General features: G+C 51.6%; 12 protein-coding genes. 3 read left to right on the top strand and 9 right to left on the bottom strand.

The genetic code is table 11. The annotated features are described in order from the left end of the window. Positions 1 to 29: 29 nt before the first annotated feature. Positions 30 to 2,399: an endonuclease MutS2 gene (locus BBD42_RS18405; RefSeq protein ID WP_099519345.1), complete on the bottom strand. Its 2,370-nt coding sequence runs from the start codon at positions 2,397 to 2,399 to the stop codon at positions 30 to 32. A 201-nt stretch (positions 2,400 to 2,600) separates the two neighbouring features. On the opposite strand from BBD42_RS18405, the gene BBD42_RS18400 reads away from it, so the two are divergent. Together BBD42_RS18400 and BBD42_RS18395 are read left to right on the top strand one after the other, a co-directional pair. Continuing rightward, entirely contained in the window at positions 2,601 to 2,978 is a 378-nt protein-coding gene (locus BBD42_RS18400; RefSeq protein WP_056034380.1) for a phage holin family protein, read from the top strand. 208 nt (positions 2,979 to 3,186) lie between these two features. Further along, the gene (locus BBD42_RS18395; RefSeq protein WP_099519344.1) at positions 3,187 to 3,558 is read left to right on the top strand and encodes a cupredoxin domain-containing protein; all 372 of its coding nucleotides are present in this window, start codon (positions 3,187 to 3,189) and stop codon (positions 3,556 to 3,558) included. A 120-nt stretch (positions 3,559 to 3,678) separates the two neighbouring features. Here BBD42_RS18395 and BBD42_RS32580 read toward each other — a convergent pair whose 3' ends face one another. Further along, on the bottom strand, positions 3,679 to 3,804 hold the full coding sequence (locus BBD42_RS32580; protein ID WP_257790755.1) for a hypothetical protein: 126 nt from the start codon (positions 3,802 to 3,804) through the stop codon (positions 3,679 to 3,681). A 265-nt stretch (positions 3,805 to 4,069) separates the two neighbouring features. On the opposite strand from BBD42_RS32580, the gene BBD42_RS18390 reads away from it, so the two are divergent. Continuing rightward, a complete protein-coding gene (locus tag BBD42_RS18390) occupies positions 4,070 to 4,750 on the top strand; it encodes an SDR family NAD(P)-dependent oxidoreductase (protein WP_056034370.1) in 681 nt (226 codons plus the stop codon). Positions 4,751 to 4,923: 173 nt separating this feature from the next. Here BBD42_RS18390 and BBD42_RS18385 read toward each other — a convergent pair whose 3' ends face one another. The 7 genes from BBD42_RS18385 to BBD42_RS18355 all read right to left on the bottom strand — a co-directional run bounded on the left by BBD42_RS18385 (position 4,924) and on the right by BBD42_RS18355 (position 17,221). Further along, on the bottom strand, positions 4,924 to 9,147 hold the full coding sequence (locus BBD42_RS18385) for a hypothetical protein (protein ID WP_099519343.1): 4,224 nt from the start codon (positions 9,145 to 9,147) through the stop codon (positions 4,924 to 4,926). Positions 9,148 to 10,015: 868 nt separating this feature from the next. Then, entirely contained in the window at positions 10,016 to 12,460 is a 2,445-nt protein-coding gene (pheT, locus tag BBD42_RS18380; protein WP_099519342.1) for a phenylalanine--tRNA ligase subunit beta, read from the bottom strand. 24 nt (positions 12,461 to 12,484) lie between these two features. Continuing rightward, complete coding sequence (gene pheS / locus BBD42_RS18375) at positions 12,485 to 13,516, bottom strand: phenylalanine--tRNA ligase subunit alpha (RefSeq protein ID WP_099519341.1); 1,032 nt, start codon at positions 13,514 to 13,516, stop codon at positions 12,485 to 12,487. Between the two features lie 415 nt (positions 13,517 to 13,931). Then, positions 13,932 to 14,735: a copper amine oxidase N-terminal domain-containing protein gene (locus tag BBD42_RS18370; RefSeq protein WP_172455548.1), complete on the bottom strand. Its 804-nt coding sequence runs from the start codon at positions 14,733 to 14,735 to the stop codon at positions 13,932 to 13,934. Positions 14,736 to 14,974: 239 nt separating this feature from the next. Beyond that, positions 14,975 to 15,898: a dihydrodipicolinate synthase family protein gene (locus tag BBD42_RS18365; protein WP_099519339.1), complete on the bottom strand. Its 924-nt coding sequence runs from the start codon at positions 15,896 to 15,898 to the stop codon at positions 14,975 to 14,977. 239 nt (positions 15,899 to 16,137) lie between these two features. Continuing rightward, positions 16,138 to 16,713, bottom strand: coding sequence for a dihydrofolate reductase family protein (locus tag BBD42_RS18360; RefSeq protein WP_099519338.1), 576 nt, complete (start codon positions 16,711 to 16,713; stop codon positions 16,138 to 16,140). A 121-nt stretch (positions 16,714 to 16,834) separates the two neighbouring features. Then, positions 16,835 to 17,221: a RidA family protein gene (locus BBD42_RS18355; protein ID WP_099521675.1), complete on the bottom strand. Its 387-nt coding sequence runs from the start codon at positions 17,219 to 17,221 to the stop codon at positions 16,835 to 16,837. Between the last annotated feature and the right edge of the window lie 44 nt (positions 17,222 to 17,265).

The raw sequence follows: 17,265 nt of genomic DNA, 5'->3' as shown, positions 1-17,265 counted from the left end.
CTGCGCCTTGCAGGCCGCAGCCGGCTAAATTAGTTCAGTTCAGCAACCGTAACGCCGGCTCCGCCTTCACCATAGTTGCCCAAGCGGTATTTTTTCACATGGCTGTGCTTGCGCAAATATTGCTGTATGCCTGATCGCAGCACGCCGGTGCCGTGTCCATGAATAATATAAACCTGACCGATGCCGGAGAGGAAGGATTCATCGAGAAATTGATCAACCTCCATGAGCGCCTCCTCTAAATTCGAGCCTCTAAGGTCAAGCTCCATCTTCACATTTTCATCTCTGGAGCGTTTCACGCTGGCTGCCTGCTTAGGCTGCTGCTTCAGCGGAGCGGCGGGTTTAATCAGCTCCATGTCGGCAACCGCTACCTTCATCTTCATAATGCCCAGCTGCACGGTCGCATCCGTTCCATGCACCTCGACGATAAGCCCTTTCTGGTTCAAGCTGTAGACCATAACCTCGTCTCCGGCTTCGATTTTGCGGGCTGCCTTCTGTTGCCCGGCATTAGATGGACGATTTTGCTTCTTGTGCAGCTCAGGCACCGCTTCATCCAGCTTGCGGCGGGCTTCAATGAGCTTATGCTCCTTGACCGAAGCGCCTTCCTCCAACGCCAGCTTGCGCAGATCCGAAATAATCTTCTCGGCCTCCTGACGTGCTTTTGCAACCGCCTCGCGCGCTTCCTCCTGGGCCTTCTCCAGCATTTTGTCACGCTGCTCCTCGAACTTGCGCAGCTCTGCCTCATGCCGTCCGCGCTGCTTCTCCATATCTAGCCTCAGCGACTGCGCCGTCTGGCGATCGCTTTCTGCATTCAATCGGTCAGCTTCAAGCGACGCGATCATATTTTCAACACGCTGATCCTCTTCGCTCACTTCTCCGCGCGCATGATCGATGATCGTTTTGCTTAAGCCAAGCCGCTCTGCAATCGCAAAAGCGTTGCTTCGGCCTGGCACACCTACAAGCAGACGGTATGTGGGGCTTAGCGTAGCAATATCAAACTCCATGCTTGCGTTGATGACACCTTTGCGGTTGTATGCATACGCTTTAAGCTCGCTGTAGTGGGTCGTTGCAATAATACGGCTGCCCATGCTATGAATATGCTCCAGCATCGCAATGGCTAGTGCCGAGCCTTCAGCCGGGTCGGTGCCTGCGCCAAGCTCATCGAGCAGAACGAGGCTTTTGGCCGTCATGGATTTCAAAATGCGAATAATATTGACTAAATGGCTGGAAAACGTACTAAGGCTCTGCTCAATGCTTTGCTCGTCACCGATATCGGCATAAATAGCGTCAAATACACAAAGCTGGCTGCCGTCCTCTACCGGAACGAACAAGCCGGACATGCTCATTAGACTGAGCAAGCCTACTGTTTTGAGAGAGACGGTTTTACCGCCTGTATTCGGTCCCGTTACGATAATGGCTGTGTACGTATTGCCAAGCTCGACATCAATCGGAACGATTTTGTCCGCCGCAATGAGCGGATGGCGCCCTCTTTTGATTTTCAGAAAGCCTCGATCATTCATGCGTGGCAGCGTCGCCTTCATTTCATGCCCAAGACGCGCCTTGGCAAAAGCAAAATCCAGCCTGCCCAGCAGCTCTTGGTTATACAATAAATCCTCAACATGATCGGCCGCTTTCGCGGTCAGCATTTGCAAAATTTTCTCGATTTCGCGCAGCTCTGCCGCCCTCAGCTCACGCAGCTTGTTGTTCATGACAACCGTTGCTTCCGGCTCAATAAACAGCGTAGCCCCCGAGCCAGACTGGTCATGCACAATGCCGCCAAAATGCGAGCGGTACTCCTGCTTCACCGGAATGACATAACGGTCGCTGCGCAGCGTAATAATAGCGTCCTGGAGCATTTTCTGCACCGAGGAAGAACGAATCATTTGCTCCAGCTTCTCGCGGATGCGCGATTCTCCTCCGCGTAGCTCCCTGCGTATCGAAGCGAGCTGGACGCTCGCGCTATCCATAACCTCACCTTGATCATCAATGCAATCAAAGATGGCATCCTCAAGCTCCTTGTGCTCGCTAAGCTGGTCAGACGTTTCATGCAGCAAAGGAATCGGATCATCCTCATGCAAATTTTCCAAATGACGCTTAACCCGCCTAGCCCCTCTGGACGTCGAAGCAATTTCCATAAGCTCCACCGGGTTCAACGTTCCACCGATACGCGATCTGTGAAGCGAGCTGCTGATGTTGGTAATGCCGCCAAATGGCGGATTGCCCTTAAGACGGTCGGCCTTGTAAGCCTCGTCCGTCGCTTGAAGCATCAGCTTAACCGTTTCCAAATCGGAGCTTGGAGCAAGCTTCTCCGCCTCGGCCTTGCCAAGCGAAGTCGCTGCGTGCTGTGTCAATTTATGTATAATTTTGTGAAATTCAAGTGTTGTTAATATTTTACTATCCAAGCGTAACACTCCTCTCGCCCTTATATTATAGCCGAATCAGCGCTTTGATGCACGACATGACGTTACCTTCCATACATGTTCCGGCGAAAACTGGCTACAATACGAAGGAATCACAATATCCAGCCTGGTCGACATGCAAAATCCGTTGATTTTTCACAGGCCGTAGTGCAGAATTTCAAATCAATTGAGGAGGTTGAATACATGAGCTTTTTAGGCCATGTTGTCCGGTTCATCGTAGCAGCTCTTGTGTTAATGCTTGTAGGCTTGATTGTGCCGCAGTTCAGCGTGGGCGGTTTTTGGAGCGCTTTAATGCTGGCAATCGTCATTGCCGTGCTGGGCTGGATTATCGAAGCGATTTTCGGCAAGAAGGTTACGCCTTTTGGACGCGGCATCGTCGGCTTTATCGCCAGCGTCGTCGTCATCTGGATCGCCCAATTTATCGTCAGCGGCGTTTCGGTTACTTGGCTCGGCGCCATTCTGGCTGCGCTCGTGATCGGGATTATCGACTTGTTCATTCCAGTCAGCACGCCATATGAAGCCGGACGCTCCGATCACGACCGCCGCAGTAGCGACCATTAAGGCAGTAAGCGTGATGCGTCGTTAACGGAAGTCGTACAGCCCTTGCCTGTCGCTCTTTAAAGCGATGGCCAAGGGCTTTTTCATCAAGCCATTCAACAATTTGTCACCTTCTGATGCTGTCAGTTTGGGGAAATTGGGTTACAATAAAAGCGATGCGGAAAATAATTCCGAGTCATAAAGCGTGTAAGCAGAAAGGGAGCCGAACAAGATGAAAAAGTGGATTTATCTTGCTGCCGTGATGTGCTTCGTTGCAATCATTGCCGCATGCGGGACAAGCGGAGGAGCAAGCGAAGCGGGCGGCGTTATAGATACAGATGCCAATGCAGCGGAAGTTGTTATCAAAGCAAAGAGCTGGGAATTTGAACAAACCGAATACAAAATCAAGCAGGGCGAAGCCGTTAACCTCAAACTTGAATCAACGGATGGTGTCCATGGCCTCCAGGTTACCAAAACCGATATTACAATTCCAAATAATAAATCCAAAACCATTTCGCTGAAAGCCGGCGAATATACCATCGTATGCAACGTGCCTTGTGGTACAGGCCATACTAAGATGCAAGCAAAGCTTATTGTTGAATAAATTTGCTTGGATTGGTGCTTGTTGCAACCAGCATCCTGCCGCCGTGCGCTCATCATAATGAGAGTGCCGGCGGTTTTTGTAGTTGAAGATACCCGCTGGCCAATAGAAAGCCGTTCCAGCCTAGAGATAAAATTTGTTGCCGCCCATATGTATCTCACCACGCCCCTCGCGAACGAGCAGCAGCATGTCCGTGCTGGCAACATTCCGTTTTTCCGTTTTTGCTACTCGTTTGTTTTTAAGAAACACAGCAAGGCTCCTTGCGCTCTATAATTTAGGGACTAACTGAGGGACTAACTTTACTTTATCATATTCGATGCATTTCTAATTCATCGCGATGTATTCACGGCTTTTACAATAATGGACTGAAATATCATTTTTCTTTTGCTACCCTGTAAGAAAAATTGATAACTGCCGCACTTTCCCTTCCCGCTTCCCTTTGATAAGATGGTCATTATAGCTAAAAGTTAGCGCTTACGAAGTTTTTCTTGCAAAAGCCGAAGGGAGAGATACGATGAGCCTTTTAAATGGGCGTGTGGCAATTGTAAGCGGCGCAGGCAGCGGGCTCGGAAGGGCCGCTTCTCTATCGTTTGCAAAAGAAGGCGCAGAGGTCGTGTTGCTGGGCCGGCGATTGAACAAGCTCCAAGAAACCTTTGAGGCAATTAAAGAGGCTACCGGACGGGAAGCGCTTGTTATACCTACAGATGTCACCGACGAACAGCAAATTAAGCAAGCGGTTATTTTGGCTGTCGGCAAGTGGGGCAAAATTGATATTTTGCTCAATAATGCCGCCGTGCTGGAGTCTGGACATGTGATTGAGCTGACTTCTGAAAACTGGCATACGCAGGTTGCTACTAATTTGACAGGACCTTTTTATTTATCCAGAGCTGTCATTCCATATATGCGTGCAGAACGCTATGGTCGCATTATTAATATAACATCGGGCCTTTCCTGGAACGGTGCCGGTGGTTATGGCGCTTACAGCGCGGCCAAAGCCGGGCTTGAATCGCTTACCCGGACACTTGCTGATGAAGAACATGAATATGGCATTCTCATTAATTTGTACAACCCTGGTACGCTTCGTACCGAAATGCATGCCACGGGCAAGGACCCGGCAGTCGTCACACCAGATTTGCTGCGTCTCGCAAGCCTGCCCCGCGGCGGTCCAACAGGCAGCACGGTCAGCTATGGCTAATCGGGCGAGCCCATATATCTATCAAAATCCCTTGAATGAAGCACAGGCAATTGGCTTGCTGTTTCATTCAAGGGATTTTTTTGCGCCTCCGCAGCTCGGCAATATGCCAAAAAATCCGTTTATCATCGCTGTGCCGGGGCACTGGGCGAGATAAACGGATTTATTCAGCAAAGCTAGCTTTGCTCGATTAGTTCAATCCACTCATTGTATTCGTTTTGCAGCAAGGAGTACTCGTGCGCCAGCTTGCCATGCTCGATCGTAAGCTTTTCGTGCTCTGCCCGCAGCTGCTCCGTCGATTGGACGGCTTCAGACCACTCCAGCTCAAGCTGCTGCCTGCGTAGATCGACTTGCTCACTCTGCTGGGCTGCCGCAGCGGCTTGCGCCAAAGCGGCCTCCAGCTGCCCCTTCAGATGCTCCTCGCCAGCTTGACGCTCGGACTCTTCCGCAATCATCCGGTTCAATTCATCTGTCAATTGCTCAGAACGCTTGCGTTCTTGCTCCATTTGCTCGTCCAGTTCCTGCTGTTTGTGCAGTAAAAGGTCGAGCTGCTGAGCCGCGATACGCTCACGCGCCGCAATCAATTCAAGCTGCTCTGTAAGCTCCTGCTCGTGCCGAGCCAGCTGTCCCAGCTTTTCATCCAGCTCCAGCTCGTGGAACTCTGCCCGCTCTACTTTCTCCTGAAGCTCCTGCAGCTTGCTTTGCCATGAAGCCTGCTCATCCTTATGCTGCTGTTCCACTCTCAGCTCGCGTTCACGGTATTGCTCGTCGAACTGCTGCTTCTGCTGCTCAATTAACCTGGCATATTCAGCCTGCTTCTCGTGAAGCTGCGATCTTAGCTCCGAGCAATCACGTTCCAGCTGCTCCGACTGCTCCATTTGTTCAAGCTTCAACAGCTCCAACTGATCGGCAAAATCCTGCTTGAGCTGGTTCGCTGCATCATCCCGCTGCTGCTCCAGCATAGCAAGCTGCCGTTGATGCTCCTGTGCCAGCTCCGCATGAACAGCTTCGCTTTCCCGCTGCTTCGCTTCGAGTGCTTGCTCCAGCTCACGATGCTTAAGCGTAAGCTCTCCCCGAGCTGCTTCGCCTTCACGCTGCTTGGCCTCAAGTGCTTGCTTCTGCTCACGAAGCTTAAGCGTAAGCGCTTCACGCTCTTCTTCGAACTGAATTTCTTGCTCCAGCTGTTTTTCTTCCGTATTCTTTTTCCATTCTTCATGTAGCTGGGCTTGAGCCGCAAGCTGTTGTTCAAATGCTGCAAGCCGCTCCTGATACTGCTGCTCCTGCTCGCTTCTAGCCTGCTCATAATGAGCTTGACGATCTTGCTGCAGCTGTTGAAGCTTGCTAAGCTCTTCCTGCAGCTCCATAACACGCAGTTCAGCCTCATCCGCTTTAGCCGCTTCATTCGCCAAATACTTAGCCTGCTCAGCGATTTGCGCTTCGGCTTCTTTCAATCTATTGCCTAGCTGCGCACGCGTTTCGGCATGCTGCTCATTAATGTCATGCAGCTCGTCCAGCTGCTGGCGAATTTCGCCAAGCTCGGCGTCACGCTCCTGGCGCTCCTGCTCTAGTACTGCAAGGGAGGAGCGCAACGCTTCTTCCTGCTCCATAGCTTGCAATAAGTGGTCATCTGCCACGGAAATACGCTGTTCAAGCGCGGCTTTTTCCTTGACAGCTGTTTCTTGAAGCTCGGCAACAGCTGTTTGCAGCTTAGCCCGCTCTTCTTCCCAATTTTTATATCGCAAAGCGAGGTCAGCCTTCAAGGCTTGCTCCTGCTCCGTTAACTCTTTCATATGTGCGGAAACCAGCTTTTCGACATTAGCCGATGCTTCTGCAAGCAAGCGCTGCTCATGCTCGTCAAGCTGCAGCTGCTGTTGTTCAGCTGTATTAGTCAGCTCCAGTTTCCATTCCTCTTCTCGCTGTTCAAGCTTCGCCTGCCAGCCTTGCTCAAGCTGCTTCACACGCTCAGCTAGCTGATGCGCAGCAAGCTCAATCGCTTGGGCTTTAGCTGCACGCTCCGCAGACAATGCCGCTTCCGCTTCTTCAAGCAGCTCTGCCGCAGTTGCCTGCTCGCGTTGCAGTTCCACTTGAGCTGAAGCTTCCAGCTCCGCTAGCTTCGCTGCCGCTGCCGCGCGTTCACGTTCGACGAGAGCTTGCGCGGCCGCCTCGGCTTCAGCCAGCTTCGCAGCTGCTTCCGCTTGCTCGCGTGCAAGTCCCTCTTCTGCGGCTCTTTTCGCCTCTACAAGCTTCAATGCAGCATCAGCCTGCTCACGCTCCATTCGCTCCTGCAAAAGCTTCTCGACTTCAGCAAGCTTAGCCGCCGCTTCCGCACGTTCGCGCTCCAGCTGCTCTTGTGCAGACGCTTCTGCCTCTGTCAACAGCTCAGTCGCTGCTGCGCGCTCTTGCTCCAGCGCCTCTTCCGCAGCTGCTTTTGCTTCCAGCAGCTTCGCTTCGGCTTCTAACCGTTCGCGCACTACCCGCTCCTCGGCAGCATGTACTTCTGCTTCTGCTGCTGCCAGCTTGGCTGCCGTTTCCTCGCGCTCGCGCTTCAGCATCTCTTCCGCTGCGCTCTGCGCCTCTGCGAGCTTCGCTGCAGCGGCTTCGCGCTCCCGTGCAACCTCTCTTGCCGCGATGCTTCTTGCTTCGGTTGCTTTTGCTTCGGCTTCTGACAGTTTAACAGCTGCTTCCGCACGTTCACGCTCCAGCTGCTCCTGCGCAGAAGTTTCCGCCTCCGTCAACAGCTCTGTCGCTGCTGCGCGTTCCTGCTCCAGCTCCGCTTTTGCTTCCAGCAGCTTGGCTTCCGCCTCTGCCTGCTTGCGTTCCAGCTCCGCCTTCGCAGCCGCTTCGGCCGCCGCTAAGCCTGCTGCCGCTTCCGCACGCGCCTCTGCAAGCGCTGCTTCTGCTCCGCTCCGCAATTCCGCCTGCTTCACGGCGGCTGCCTCGCGCTCCTGCGCAAGCTGCTCCTCGGCGATCAATTCCGCCTCGATCAGCTTTTCCTCTGCTTCCGCTATTTTCACTGCAGTCTCGGAAATTTTCGCTTCCGCTTCGGTTAGCTTCGCCTCAGCTTCAGCTCTCTCACGTGCAAGCTTCGCATCTGCTCCACTCTGCGCTTCCGCAAGGCTCGCTGCCGCTGCTTCACGCTCACGCACAAGCTGCTCTTGTGCAGAGCTTTCCGCTTCGGTCAGCTTTTCAACCACTTCCGCGAGCCGCTCTGCCGCTTCGGCACGCTCGCGCTCCAACTGCTCCTCGGCGATAATTTCCGCCTCGATCAGTTTTTCGGCTGCTTCCGCACGCTCACGTTCAAGTGCCTCATCCGCGGCATTCTTCGCCTCCGCAAGCTTTGCTTCCGCTTCCGCGCGCTCCCGCGCAAGTGCCTCATCCGCGGCATTCTTCGCCTCTGCCAGCTTTGCTTCCGCTTCCGCGCGCTCCAGCTCAAGTGCCTCATCCGCGGCATTCTTCGCCTCCGCCAGCTTCGCTTCTGCTTCCGCGCGCTCCAGCTCAAGTGCCTCATCCGCCGCACTCTTCGCCTCTGCCAGCTTCGCCTCTAATACGCCAAGCTTCGCTTCCGCTTCCGCACGCTCTCGCTCAAGTGCCTCATCCGCTGCACTCTTCGTCTCCGCCAGCTTCGCTTCTAATACGTCAAGCTTCGCTTCCGCTTCCGCACGCTCACGTTCCAGCAGCTCTTCCGCAACGATTTCCGCTTCGATCAGCTTTTCGGCTGCTTCCGCCAGCTTCGCAGCCGCCTCAACGCGCTCGCGCGCCACTTGCTCCTCGGCAGCTGCCTCGGCTTCCGCAAGCTTTTCCGCCGCACTGGCCTGCTCACGCGCAAGCGCGCCTTCTAGCGTAAGCTTCTGGGCAGCAAGCGTCTCCGATGCTTCCTCGCGCTGACGCGCAAGCGCTTCCGATGCTTCCTGCTGCTGTGCTGCAAGCCGCTCATCCGCTTCTGCAAGCATATCCTTCAGCTGATTTTCCGCTACTGCGAGCGCATGCATCAGTTCCTCGGCAGCTTTCTTTTTTGCCTGCTCCAACTCGGATTCAAAAACCTCCTGCAGCTCCTGCAGATCGATTTCCGCCTTTACCTGCAAAGCCTGATACTCCTCGCGCAAGCTTGCCATCATCCCTTGGAGTTCTCCAAGCTGCTCGGCAAGCACTAGCCGCTTCGCCTCAGCATCATGCAGCGACTCATTATCGCGGCGCAGGCGGAAAACTTCCTCGGTCATCTGCACAGCTGCAAGCACTGCGATTCTTGGCAGGTCCAGCTGTGGATAACCTTTGGCAATTTTGTTCATGCTATCATCTATCATTCCGGCAATACGCCGCATATATTCTGAGTTGGAATGGCCCTTCAAACGATATTGATGCCCATATATATCAACGGTTACTACAGTTTGCTCAGTATCCATAAAACATTATCCTCCTATAGGTGTTTCTCGCTCCCTTATCAATCAGCAGGATTGTTTCCCAATCCTTATATATAGAAGAACATATCACGTAGAGTCTTATATTATAGTTGTATTATATCAAGGTGAAACGGGCGTCGCTATCCTTTGGCAGCGCGGCGCGTTTCAATCCGAGAAATATAGAGAAGGGATAGACACATCAGATCCTTTCCTATATTTCAAGGTGAAACGGCCGTCGCTATCCTTTGGCAGCACGGCGCGTTTCAATCCGAGAAATATAGAGAAGGGATGGACACATCATATCCTTTCCTATATTTCAAGGTGAAACGGCCGTCGCTATCCTTTGGCAGCGCGGCGCGTTTCAGTCCGAGAATTATAGAGAAGGGATGGACACATCAGATCCTTTCCTATATTTCAAGGTGAAACGGCCGTCGCTATCCTTTGCCAACGCGGCGCGTTTCAATCCGAGAAATATAGAGAAGGGATAGACACATCAGATCCTTTCCTATATTTCAAGGTGAAACGGCCGTCGCTATCCTTTGGCAGCGCGGCGCGTTTCAGTCCGAGAATTATAGAGAAGGGATGGACACATCAGATCCTTTCCTATAATTCAAGGTGAAACGGCTGCTTCTGTCTCAGACATAAAGCTTGACCCATCTTTATAGTTCAACCCAAAATGCAGCACTGACTCCCAAGCAGATCTCTATCCATGTTTCGACTAACAAAAAGAACAAGTTTTAATGGCAAAACGACACGGTCTTCCACTCTGGAAAAAACGTCCAAAAGCCTGCTCCAGCTTAAAAAACAAAGCAAAAAGCCGTATCGATAGTCCACAAGGAACTATTTCGATACGGCGTGGAAGGTTTCCTGCCTATTTTCTTAATTCTGCTTTAAAAGATTGTTCTAATCCAGCAACGACCTTGCCATGCAGCTCGGTCACTTCTTCATCGGTCAGCGTGCGTTCTGCATGACGGTATACAAGAGATAGCGCTACGCTCTTCTTGCCCGCTCCCAGCTTCTCGCCTGTGAACACGTCGAACACGCGTACGGACTCAAGCAGCTCGCCAGCCGTTTGCCATGCGAGGGCAGTCAGTTCGCCTGCTGGCACTCCCATATCCAGCACGACAGCAATATCACGCTGCATCGCAGGATAACGCGGCAGCGCCTTGTAGACGATTTCGTCGCCAGCCAGCTGATAAAGCGGTGCAAGCTCGATTTCCAGCACATACGTATCAGCCAGGTCGCTCTCAAGCTGCAGCGTTGGGTGAAGCTGACCAACGTAGCCGATCACTTCTGTGCCATGCTCGGTTTCCAGTTGAACAGCTGCCGTTCTTCCCGGGTGAAAATGCTCCGGCTGCGCCGCGGCATAACTCACCTTATCGGCAATGCCCAGTACGTCAAATACGGTTTCCAGAATTCCCTTTGCATCATAAAAATCAACAGCAGAAGCTTTGCGGTTCCACTGCGGCTCTACGCGGTTTCCTGTCAGCAATGCCGCGAAGCGATGCTTCTCCTGAGGAAGACGCGTCAGCTTCTCTTCTTCTGTATGGAATACGCTGCCGATTTCAAAAATAACTGCCGATTCATTTTTGCGATTGCGGTTATAGGCTGCTGTTTCCAGCAATTGCGCAATCAGCGTCGTCCGCAGCACGCTGCGCTCCTCGCTCATCGGCATCGACAGCTTCACAGCCTTCGTCGCTTCACCCGACAAGGCAGGGAACAGCTGTGTCCGTTCAGGTCCTGTGAACGAATAGCTGATGACTTCATGCAGGCCAGCATCCGTCAAGCGCTTGCGCAGCTCGCGGCGAATCGCTTGCGGCTTCGTCAGCGCGCCTGGCGTTACATCGCCGAAAATCGGTGTAGTCGGAATGTTGTCATAACCGTAAAGGCGGGCAACCTCCTCAATCAAATCCACATCATACGAAATATCGCCGCGGCGCGATGGCACTTCTACTTGGAATACGTCATCTTCACCAACGCTGTAGCCGAAGCTTAGACGATTCAGAATCGTTTGCACTTCAAGGCAAGGCAGCGAGGTGCCAAGGTAGCGGTTGATTTTAGCTAAAGCTACTTCAACAACCTGCTGCTTCGCTGGAGCTGTCGTCACTTCCACGATGCCCTCGGTAGCGAGTCCGCCTGCAAGCTCCATAATTAATGCAGCTGCGCGGTTTAACGCCGGAATAACGCGGCCCGGGTCCACTTCCTTCTCGAAGCGAATGCTGGATTCTGAGCGAAGGCCGAATTGGCGCGATGTTTTGCGAACCGTTCCGCCATCAAATCTGGCCGATTCCAGCAAAATATTTACCGTATCGCCCGTTACCTCCGAATTGGCTCCACCCATAACGCCTGCAAGCGCGATTGGCTTCTCGCCGTCTGTAATGACGAGCATTTGCGGCTCAAGGCGGCGCTCCTGGCCATCGAGCGTAAGCATCGTTTCGCCCTCATGCGCCAAACGCACGTCGATTCGTCCGCTTTTCACTTGATCAGCGTCAAAGGCGTGAAGCGGCTGGCCATACTCCAGCAACACAAAGTTCGTTACGTCAACGACGTTGTTGATTGGACGAATGCCTGCGGCAATAAGGCGATTTTGCAGCCATAGCGGAGACTCGCCAATTTTCACGCCTTTAATGTAACGCGCACTGTAGTGGAAGCACTGCTCAGGAGCGCTGATCGTCACTTGTACATGGCTGTCTGTACGCTCGGAAGCATGAGCAATTGCCGGCTCAGGAATACGCACCTCTCGTCCAGTCAAGGCGCCAATTTCATACGCCGTGCCGATTACACTGAGGCAATCCGAACGGTTCGGCGTCAAATCCAGCTCCAGCACCTCGTCGTTCAGCCCAAGCACGTCAGCGATTGGCGTTCCAATTACCGTTTGCGGCGGCAATACGAGTATGCCTTCCTGCTGCTCTTTCGGCAGCAGCTTGTCATTAATGCCAAGCTCTTTCGCAGAGCAGATCATGCCCTGCGATTCTACACCGCGCAGCTTTGCGCGCTTAATATGCAAATCGCCCGGCAGCTTTGCTCCAACGGTAGCAACTGGAACGAGTTGTCCCGCATCGACATTTTTGGCTCCGCATACGATTTGCAGCTCTTCGCCTGTGCCTACGTCCACTTTGCACACATTCAGCTTATCCGCATCCGGATGTTTTTCGCGTGATTTGACATAGCCGACAACGACGCCTGTCACTCCCTTGTTGCGGGATTCCACCTCGTCGATCTCAATGCCTCCGCGCGTCATTTTTTCGGCAAGCTCTGCGCCCGTAAAGCCAGATAAATCAACATATTCATTCAACCATTGATACGAAATTTTCATCGCTTTGCTCCCCTTCCTTTCCTGCTACATTCTCGCGAATTGTTGTAAAAACCGAAGATCGTTCGTATAGAAATGACGAATATCGTCAATGCCGTATTTCAGCAGCGCAATGCGCTCTACACCCATGCCGAAGGCGAATCCGCTCACTTCGTTCGGGTCGTAGCCGCCCATCTCCAATACGCGCGGGTGCACCATGCCACAGCCGAGAATTTCCAGCCAGCCCGTCTGCTTGCACATCCGGCAGCCATGTCCGCCGCATTGCGCGCAGCTTACGTCAACCTCCGCGCTTGGCTCCGTGAACGGGAAGAAGCTTGGACGAAGACGGATTTGCGTTTGCGAGCCGAACATTTGCTGGGCAAATTGCAGCAGCGTGCCTTTCAGATCGCTCATGCGAATGTTAGGCGCAATGACCAGACCTTCAATTTGATTGAACTGGAAGGAATGCGTCGCATCGTCATCATCGCGGCGGTATACTTTGCCTGGACAAATAACTTTGATCGGCTTGCCTTTCATCGCTTGCATCGTTCTCACTTGAACCGGGGACGTTTGCGTACGCATCAAAATATCGTCGGTAATGTAAAACGAATCCTGCATATCGCGCGCCGGATGGTTTTTCGGCAGGTTCAATGCCTCGAAGTTGTAATAATCCGTCTCTACTTCCGGGCCTTCCGCAATCGTATAGCCAAGCCCGATGAAAATATCTTCAATTTCCTGGGCTACCTTGTTAAGCGGATGTACGGCTCCAGTTGGCAATGCTTTGCCCGGCAGCGTCACATCGATCGTCTCGCCGCGCAAGCGCGCTTCCGTCTCGGCTTGCTGGAATACCGCCTGCTTCTCTTCAATAACGGCTTCAATTGCCGCACGCACGTCATTGCCGACTTGGCCGATAATCGGACGCTCCTCGGCGCTAAGGCCGCCCATGCCGCGCAAAATTTCGGTTAGTGCGCCTTTTTTTCCTAAATATTTTACCCGCAGGTCGTTAAGCACTTGCGGATTGTCTACCTGCTGCAGCTCCTGCAGCGCTTCGACGCGCAAAGCCTCCAAACGTTCTTTCATCTGATGCTCGCCTCCTATTTGTTGTAAACAAACAAAAAAAGCCCCTTCTTCCCGCAAGGGACGAAAGAACCGTGGTACCACCCTAATTTGAACAATCTGCGTATTCCCTCTCTGTACGGACAGGGAAAGTGCTAGCTTGCTCCTCAATCCCGTTAACGGCGGGAACCGAAACATTCCTACTTGCGGGCATGCAGCACCTGCTGGCGCCACGCCGGGTTCAGAAGTCTGCTCAGGAGCGAACTTCAGACAGCCTGTTTTCACGAAAGACGCTCTCAATCCATGGCGACTTCTCCCTGTGTGAAGGCACTGCTTACTTTTCTCCGTCTCAGCATTTCAACTCGTATGATAACAATATCTTTTACATTATAAGCAAATGAATGGCGCGATGCAATAACTGGCTTGCGATTTGCCCGAGTTATGCTCCCGAAATCGGAATTTTGCCTTTGGTAAAGCTGACGCTATCCGCCTTCCATATGCCATTCACCTTAATTATTTTACTCTCCCGCATCATGAAATCCGTTTCCCAAGCATCATGGCCAATGTCCAGCGATTGAAGAAAGCTTCCTGTTGTTTTGGTCCTATAGCTGCCAGTCGTGACAGGATCTTTAAACGAATAATTATATTCTAGGCCTTTATTTTGAATAGTGACATTAATGAGACGGTCGGTAAAATAAGGCTTGAAATAAGTACGAATCTGCTTCATAGCTGACACATCGGCTGCTTCGTTTAATTTGTCAGACAGCTGCTTCAGGCGGGCTGCCGATGCTTTTTCAGCGGCCAAAAGCTTAACCGGCTCCACATATACAACAAGCTGCTTCCCTTCGAGTGTAATCGTTGCGACTTGTCCATATGAATTCCAGTCTACACTTGCGCCCAGTATTTGGCTGACGAACCGCAGAGGAACATAGGTCGTGTTGTTGATTAATTGCGCCGGCACGTCAAGCTCCGTTTCAGCTTGATTGACAAGCACCTTTTTTGAGTTAATCGCAAGAAGCATGCTGATATCGTCTTTTTGGATTTCAATCGTTTGAAGCTTCTGGCTCCACTCTACTGCAGCCCCCATATTTTGTGCAACATCGCGCAGCGGAATTAGCATCCGGTTGTCCATCAATTTTCCATTCGCAAGCTCTATGGGCCGATCAGCCGCAATAACTGGCGCCGAAAGGGCTGGAAGAGCCAGCAGTGCCGCTGCCATTAAGCCCAACGCGAATTTTTTCAAAATCATCATAACCTCCGTCATCAAAAAATACCTGTTGTCTTTATCTCTATTGATATAGACGTGGAATTTCTAAAAAGGTTACCTTGCTGGAAACTAAAGGTAACTTTCCCTTAGCTCGGCTTCAAGCTGTTTTTCAGCATCGCAAAATTTTTATTTGTTGGCTTGGATGCTTTTTTTGTACAGGCTAGCAAATAAAAGCGCCATCTTTGAAAGATGGCGCCGCCTGCTTCAAGCAGCCGCTATTCTAATAGCGTCTGCTTGACATATTGATTGAATTTCCTGAACTGCTCGATTTCGCGCTCATGTGTCACTTTGAAATCCGATGCTTTTTTCGAGCGGCTTTTCAGCGTAATATCCAGCCCTTCAAGCTGCAAATAATAGCGGGTGCCGATATGATAATGACGGCCTTCATAGAGGCAGGATGCTCCGAGATAGTTTTGCAGCCATTCAGCCTTATCCGGCTGCTTGTCCCAGTTGTCCGTCAGCCAAGCATACAAATCAGGCTGAAAACTAGCGAGCATGCCGCTATATCCGCCCCCACCCCCTTGCATTACTTCAAGCACATGAGGATTATTCGCTACAAATATGTTAAGCGGAGTGCCTTCCGCTGCCTTGATTTTCGCTTTAATTTGCTCCAAATTGTTGCTGCATTCCTTCATAAATGTAAATCTGCCCGTATCTGCACACCATTTGACAAGCTCTGGCGACAATAGGCGGTGATAAGGGATTGGACATTCATAAAGCCCAAAGGTCACATCAGGGAACGTCTCCAAAATCGTTTGCGCACGCCTTTTCCAAACCTCTTCGTCCTCATCCTCGGCAGCCAGACGGTTCGTCACGAGTACGAAGGCATCCACGCCCGTTGCTGAAATTTGCCTAATTTCCTCAAGCTGCTGCTGAAAGGACTCCGAAATGTGGCCTGAAGCGACGACAGGCACTCTTCCCGCCGTCTTTTCCTGCACGAAGCGCGCTACCGCTACCCTTTCCTCCAGAGAGAGATGAAGCATTTCACTGGACAAGCAAACCGCAAACAGCCCATGCACGCCATTGTCTATGTACCAATTAATCAGCTGTTCCAGAGCCGGATAATCAACCTCATTATCCTTGGTAAACGGTGTAAGCATAACGGGCCAGACGCCTTTCGGTGCTTGCTTCACTTGCATTTAAACCCCGCCCTTCACATTTTTGATCCCCTACATGTTACAACAGATATATAGGCTTTGAAACCGCTTTAACTTATTTGCACTGATATTTAAACAACACCTCTGAAAATAGATTCTTTTTAAACAAAGGCTATGTTACATTATAATGTTGATTGGTGACCATAAGAAAACCGCCTTTGTGAAAAGGCGGTTAATTGAGCTATCGTCTCCCGTTAGCAAAATCCCCTTAAGTGACAAGGTCATCTTACCGTCTGGTAAACGAGACCTATGGCTCCAGAATCAAAGGTCTTGTTTTCAATTAGCTTAAGATTGATCTTCTCCTTGAGACCTTGGAATAACGGCAATCCCTTACCGATCAGGACGGGAGAAACCGTAATTTTATACTCATCAATTAAATCAAGCTCCATAAGGTGGTGTGCGAACCTAGGGCTACCGAGGATGACCATATCCTTGCCTGGCTGCTGTTTGAGTTGATTGATCTCTTCCTCGACATTTTCTTTCACGAGTCTGGAATTATTCCATTCGACTTTATCCAGCGTCGTGGAAAAAACGATTTTGGCTGTCTTTTCGATCCACTCGGCATGATTCCGTTCATGCTGCGAAGCTGATGGGTCCGAAGGCACAGATGGCCAATAACTGTGCATCATCTGATAAGTCCCGCGCCCCCAAATGACCGTGTCGGCAGTACTCAGAATTTCTTTCGCGTGTTTCTCCAAATCAGCATCGTAGGAAACCCAGCCAATGTCCATTCCACCATTCGGCCCTTCTACAAAACCGTCAAGCGATGCGTGCAGAAATAGAACGAGTTTTCTCATTTTCAGTTCTCCTTTGTTCTTGAGGAATATCTACATTATATAGGTTTAACAAAGCCTAAACAAAAGCAACGAAAAACAGCTCCCGCCATCTTTACGATGAACGAGGAGCTGTTATTTAGACTTATGGTTGTATGATGGCTTCAGCCTCTATTTCGACCAATAATAGCGGATCAATGAGCGCTTTGACTTCTACCATCGTGGCTGCTGGCTGAATCGTGCGGAAAAACTCGCCATGCGCCTTGCCGATTTCTTCCCATTTTGAAATGTCGGTAACGAACATTCTTGTCCGCACAACATCGGACATGCTCGCCCCTAGCTCAGCCAAAGCATTCTCGATCGTTTGCAGCACAAACCGAGTTTGCTCGTATGGATCTCCTTTGCCTACTACTTCGCCATCTTTCATCGCCGTCGTTCCTGCGACCTCAATCCGGTTGCCAACACGAATGGCGCGGCAGTAGCCGACAAGCGGCTCCCATGGAGAACCTGTAAATACCTGTTTTCTGCTCAACCTGCTCACTCTCCCCACATTATCATTTGTGCTTCCTGCAATCG

The sequence above is a fragment of the Paenibacillus sp. BIHB 4019 genome, assembly GCF_002741035.1.
Taxonomy (GTDB): Bacteria; Bacillota; Bacilli; order Paenibacillales; family Paenibacillaceae; genus Pristimantibacillus.
The sequence above is the reverse complement of the archived record's forward strand: the minus strand, read 5'-3'. Positions and strand labels throughout refer to the sequence as shown.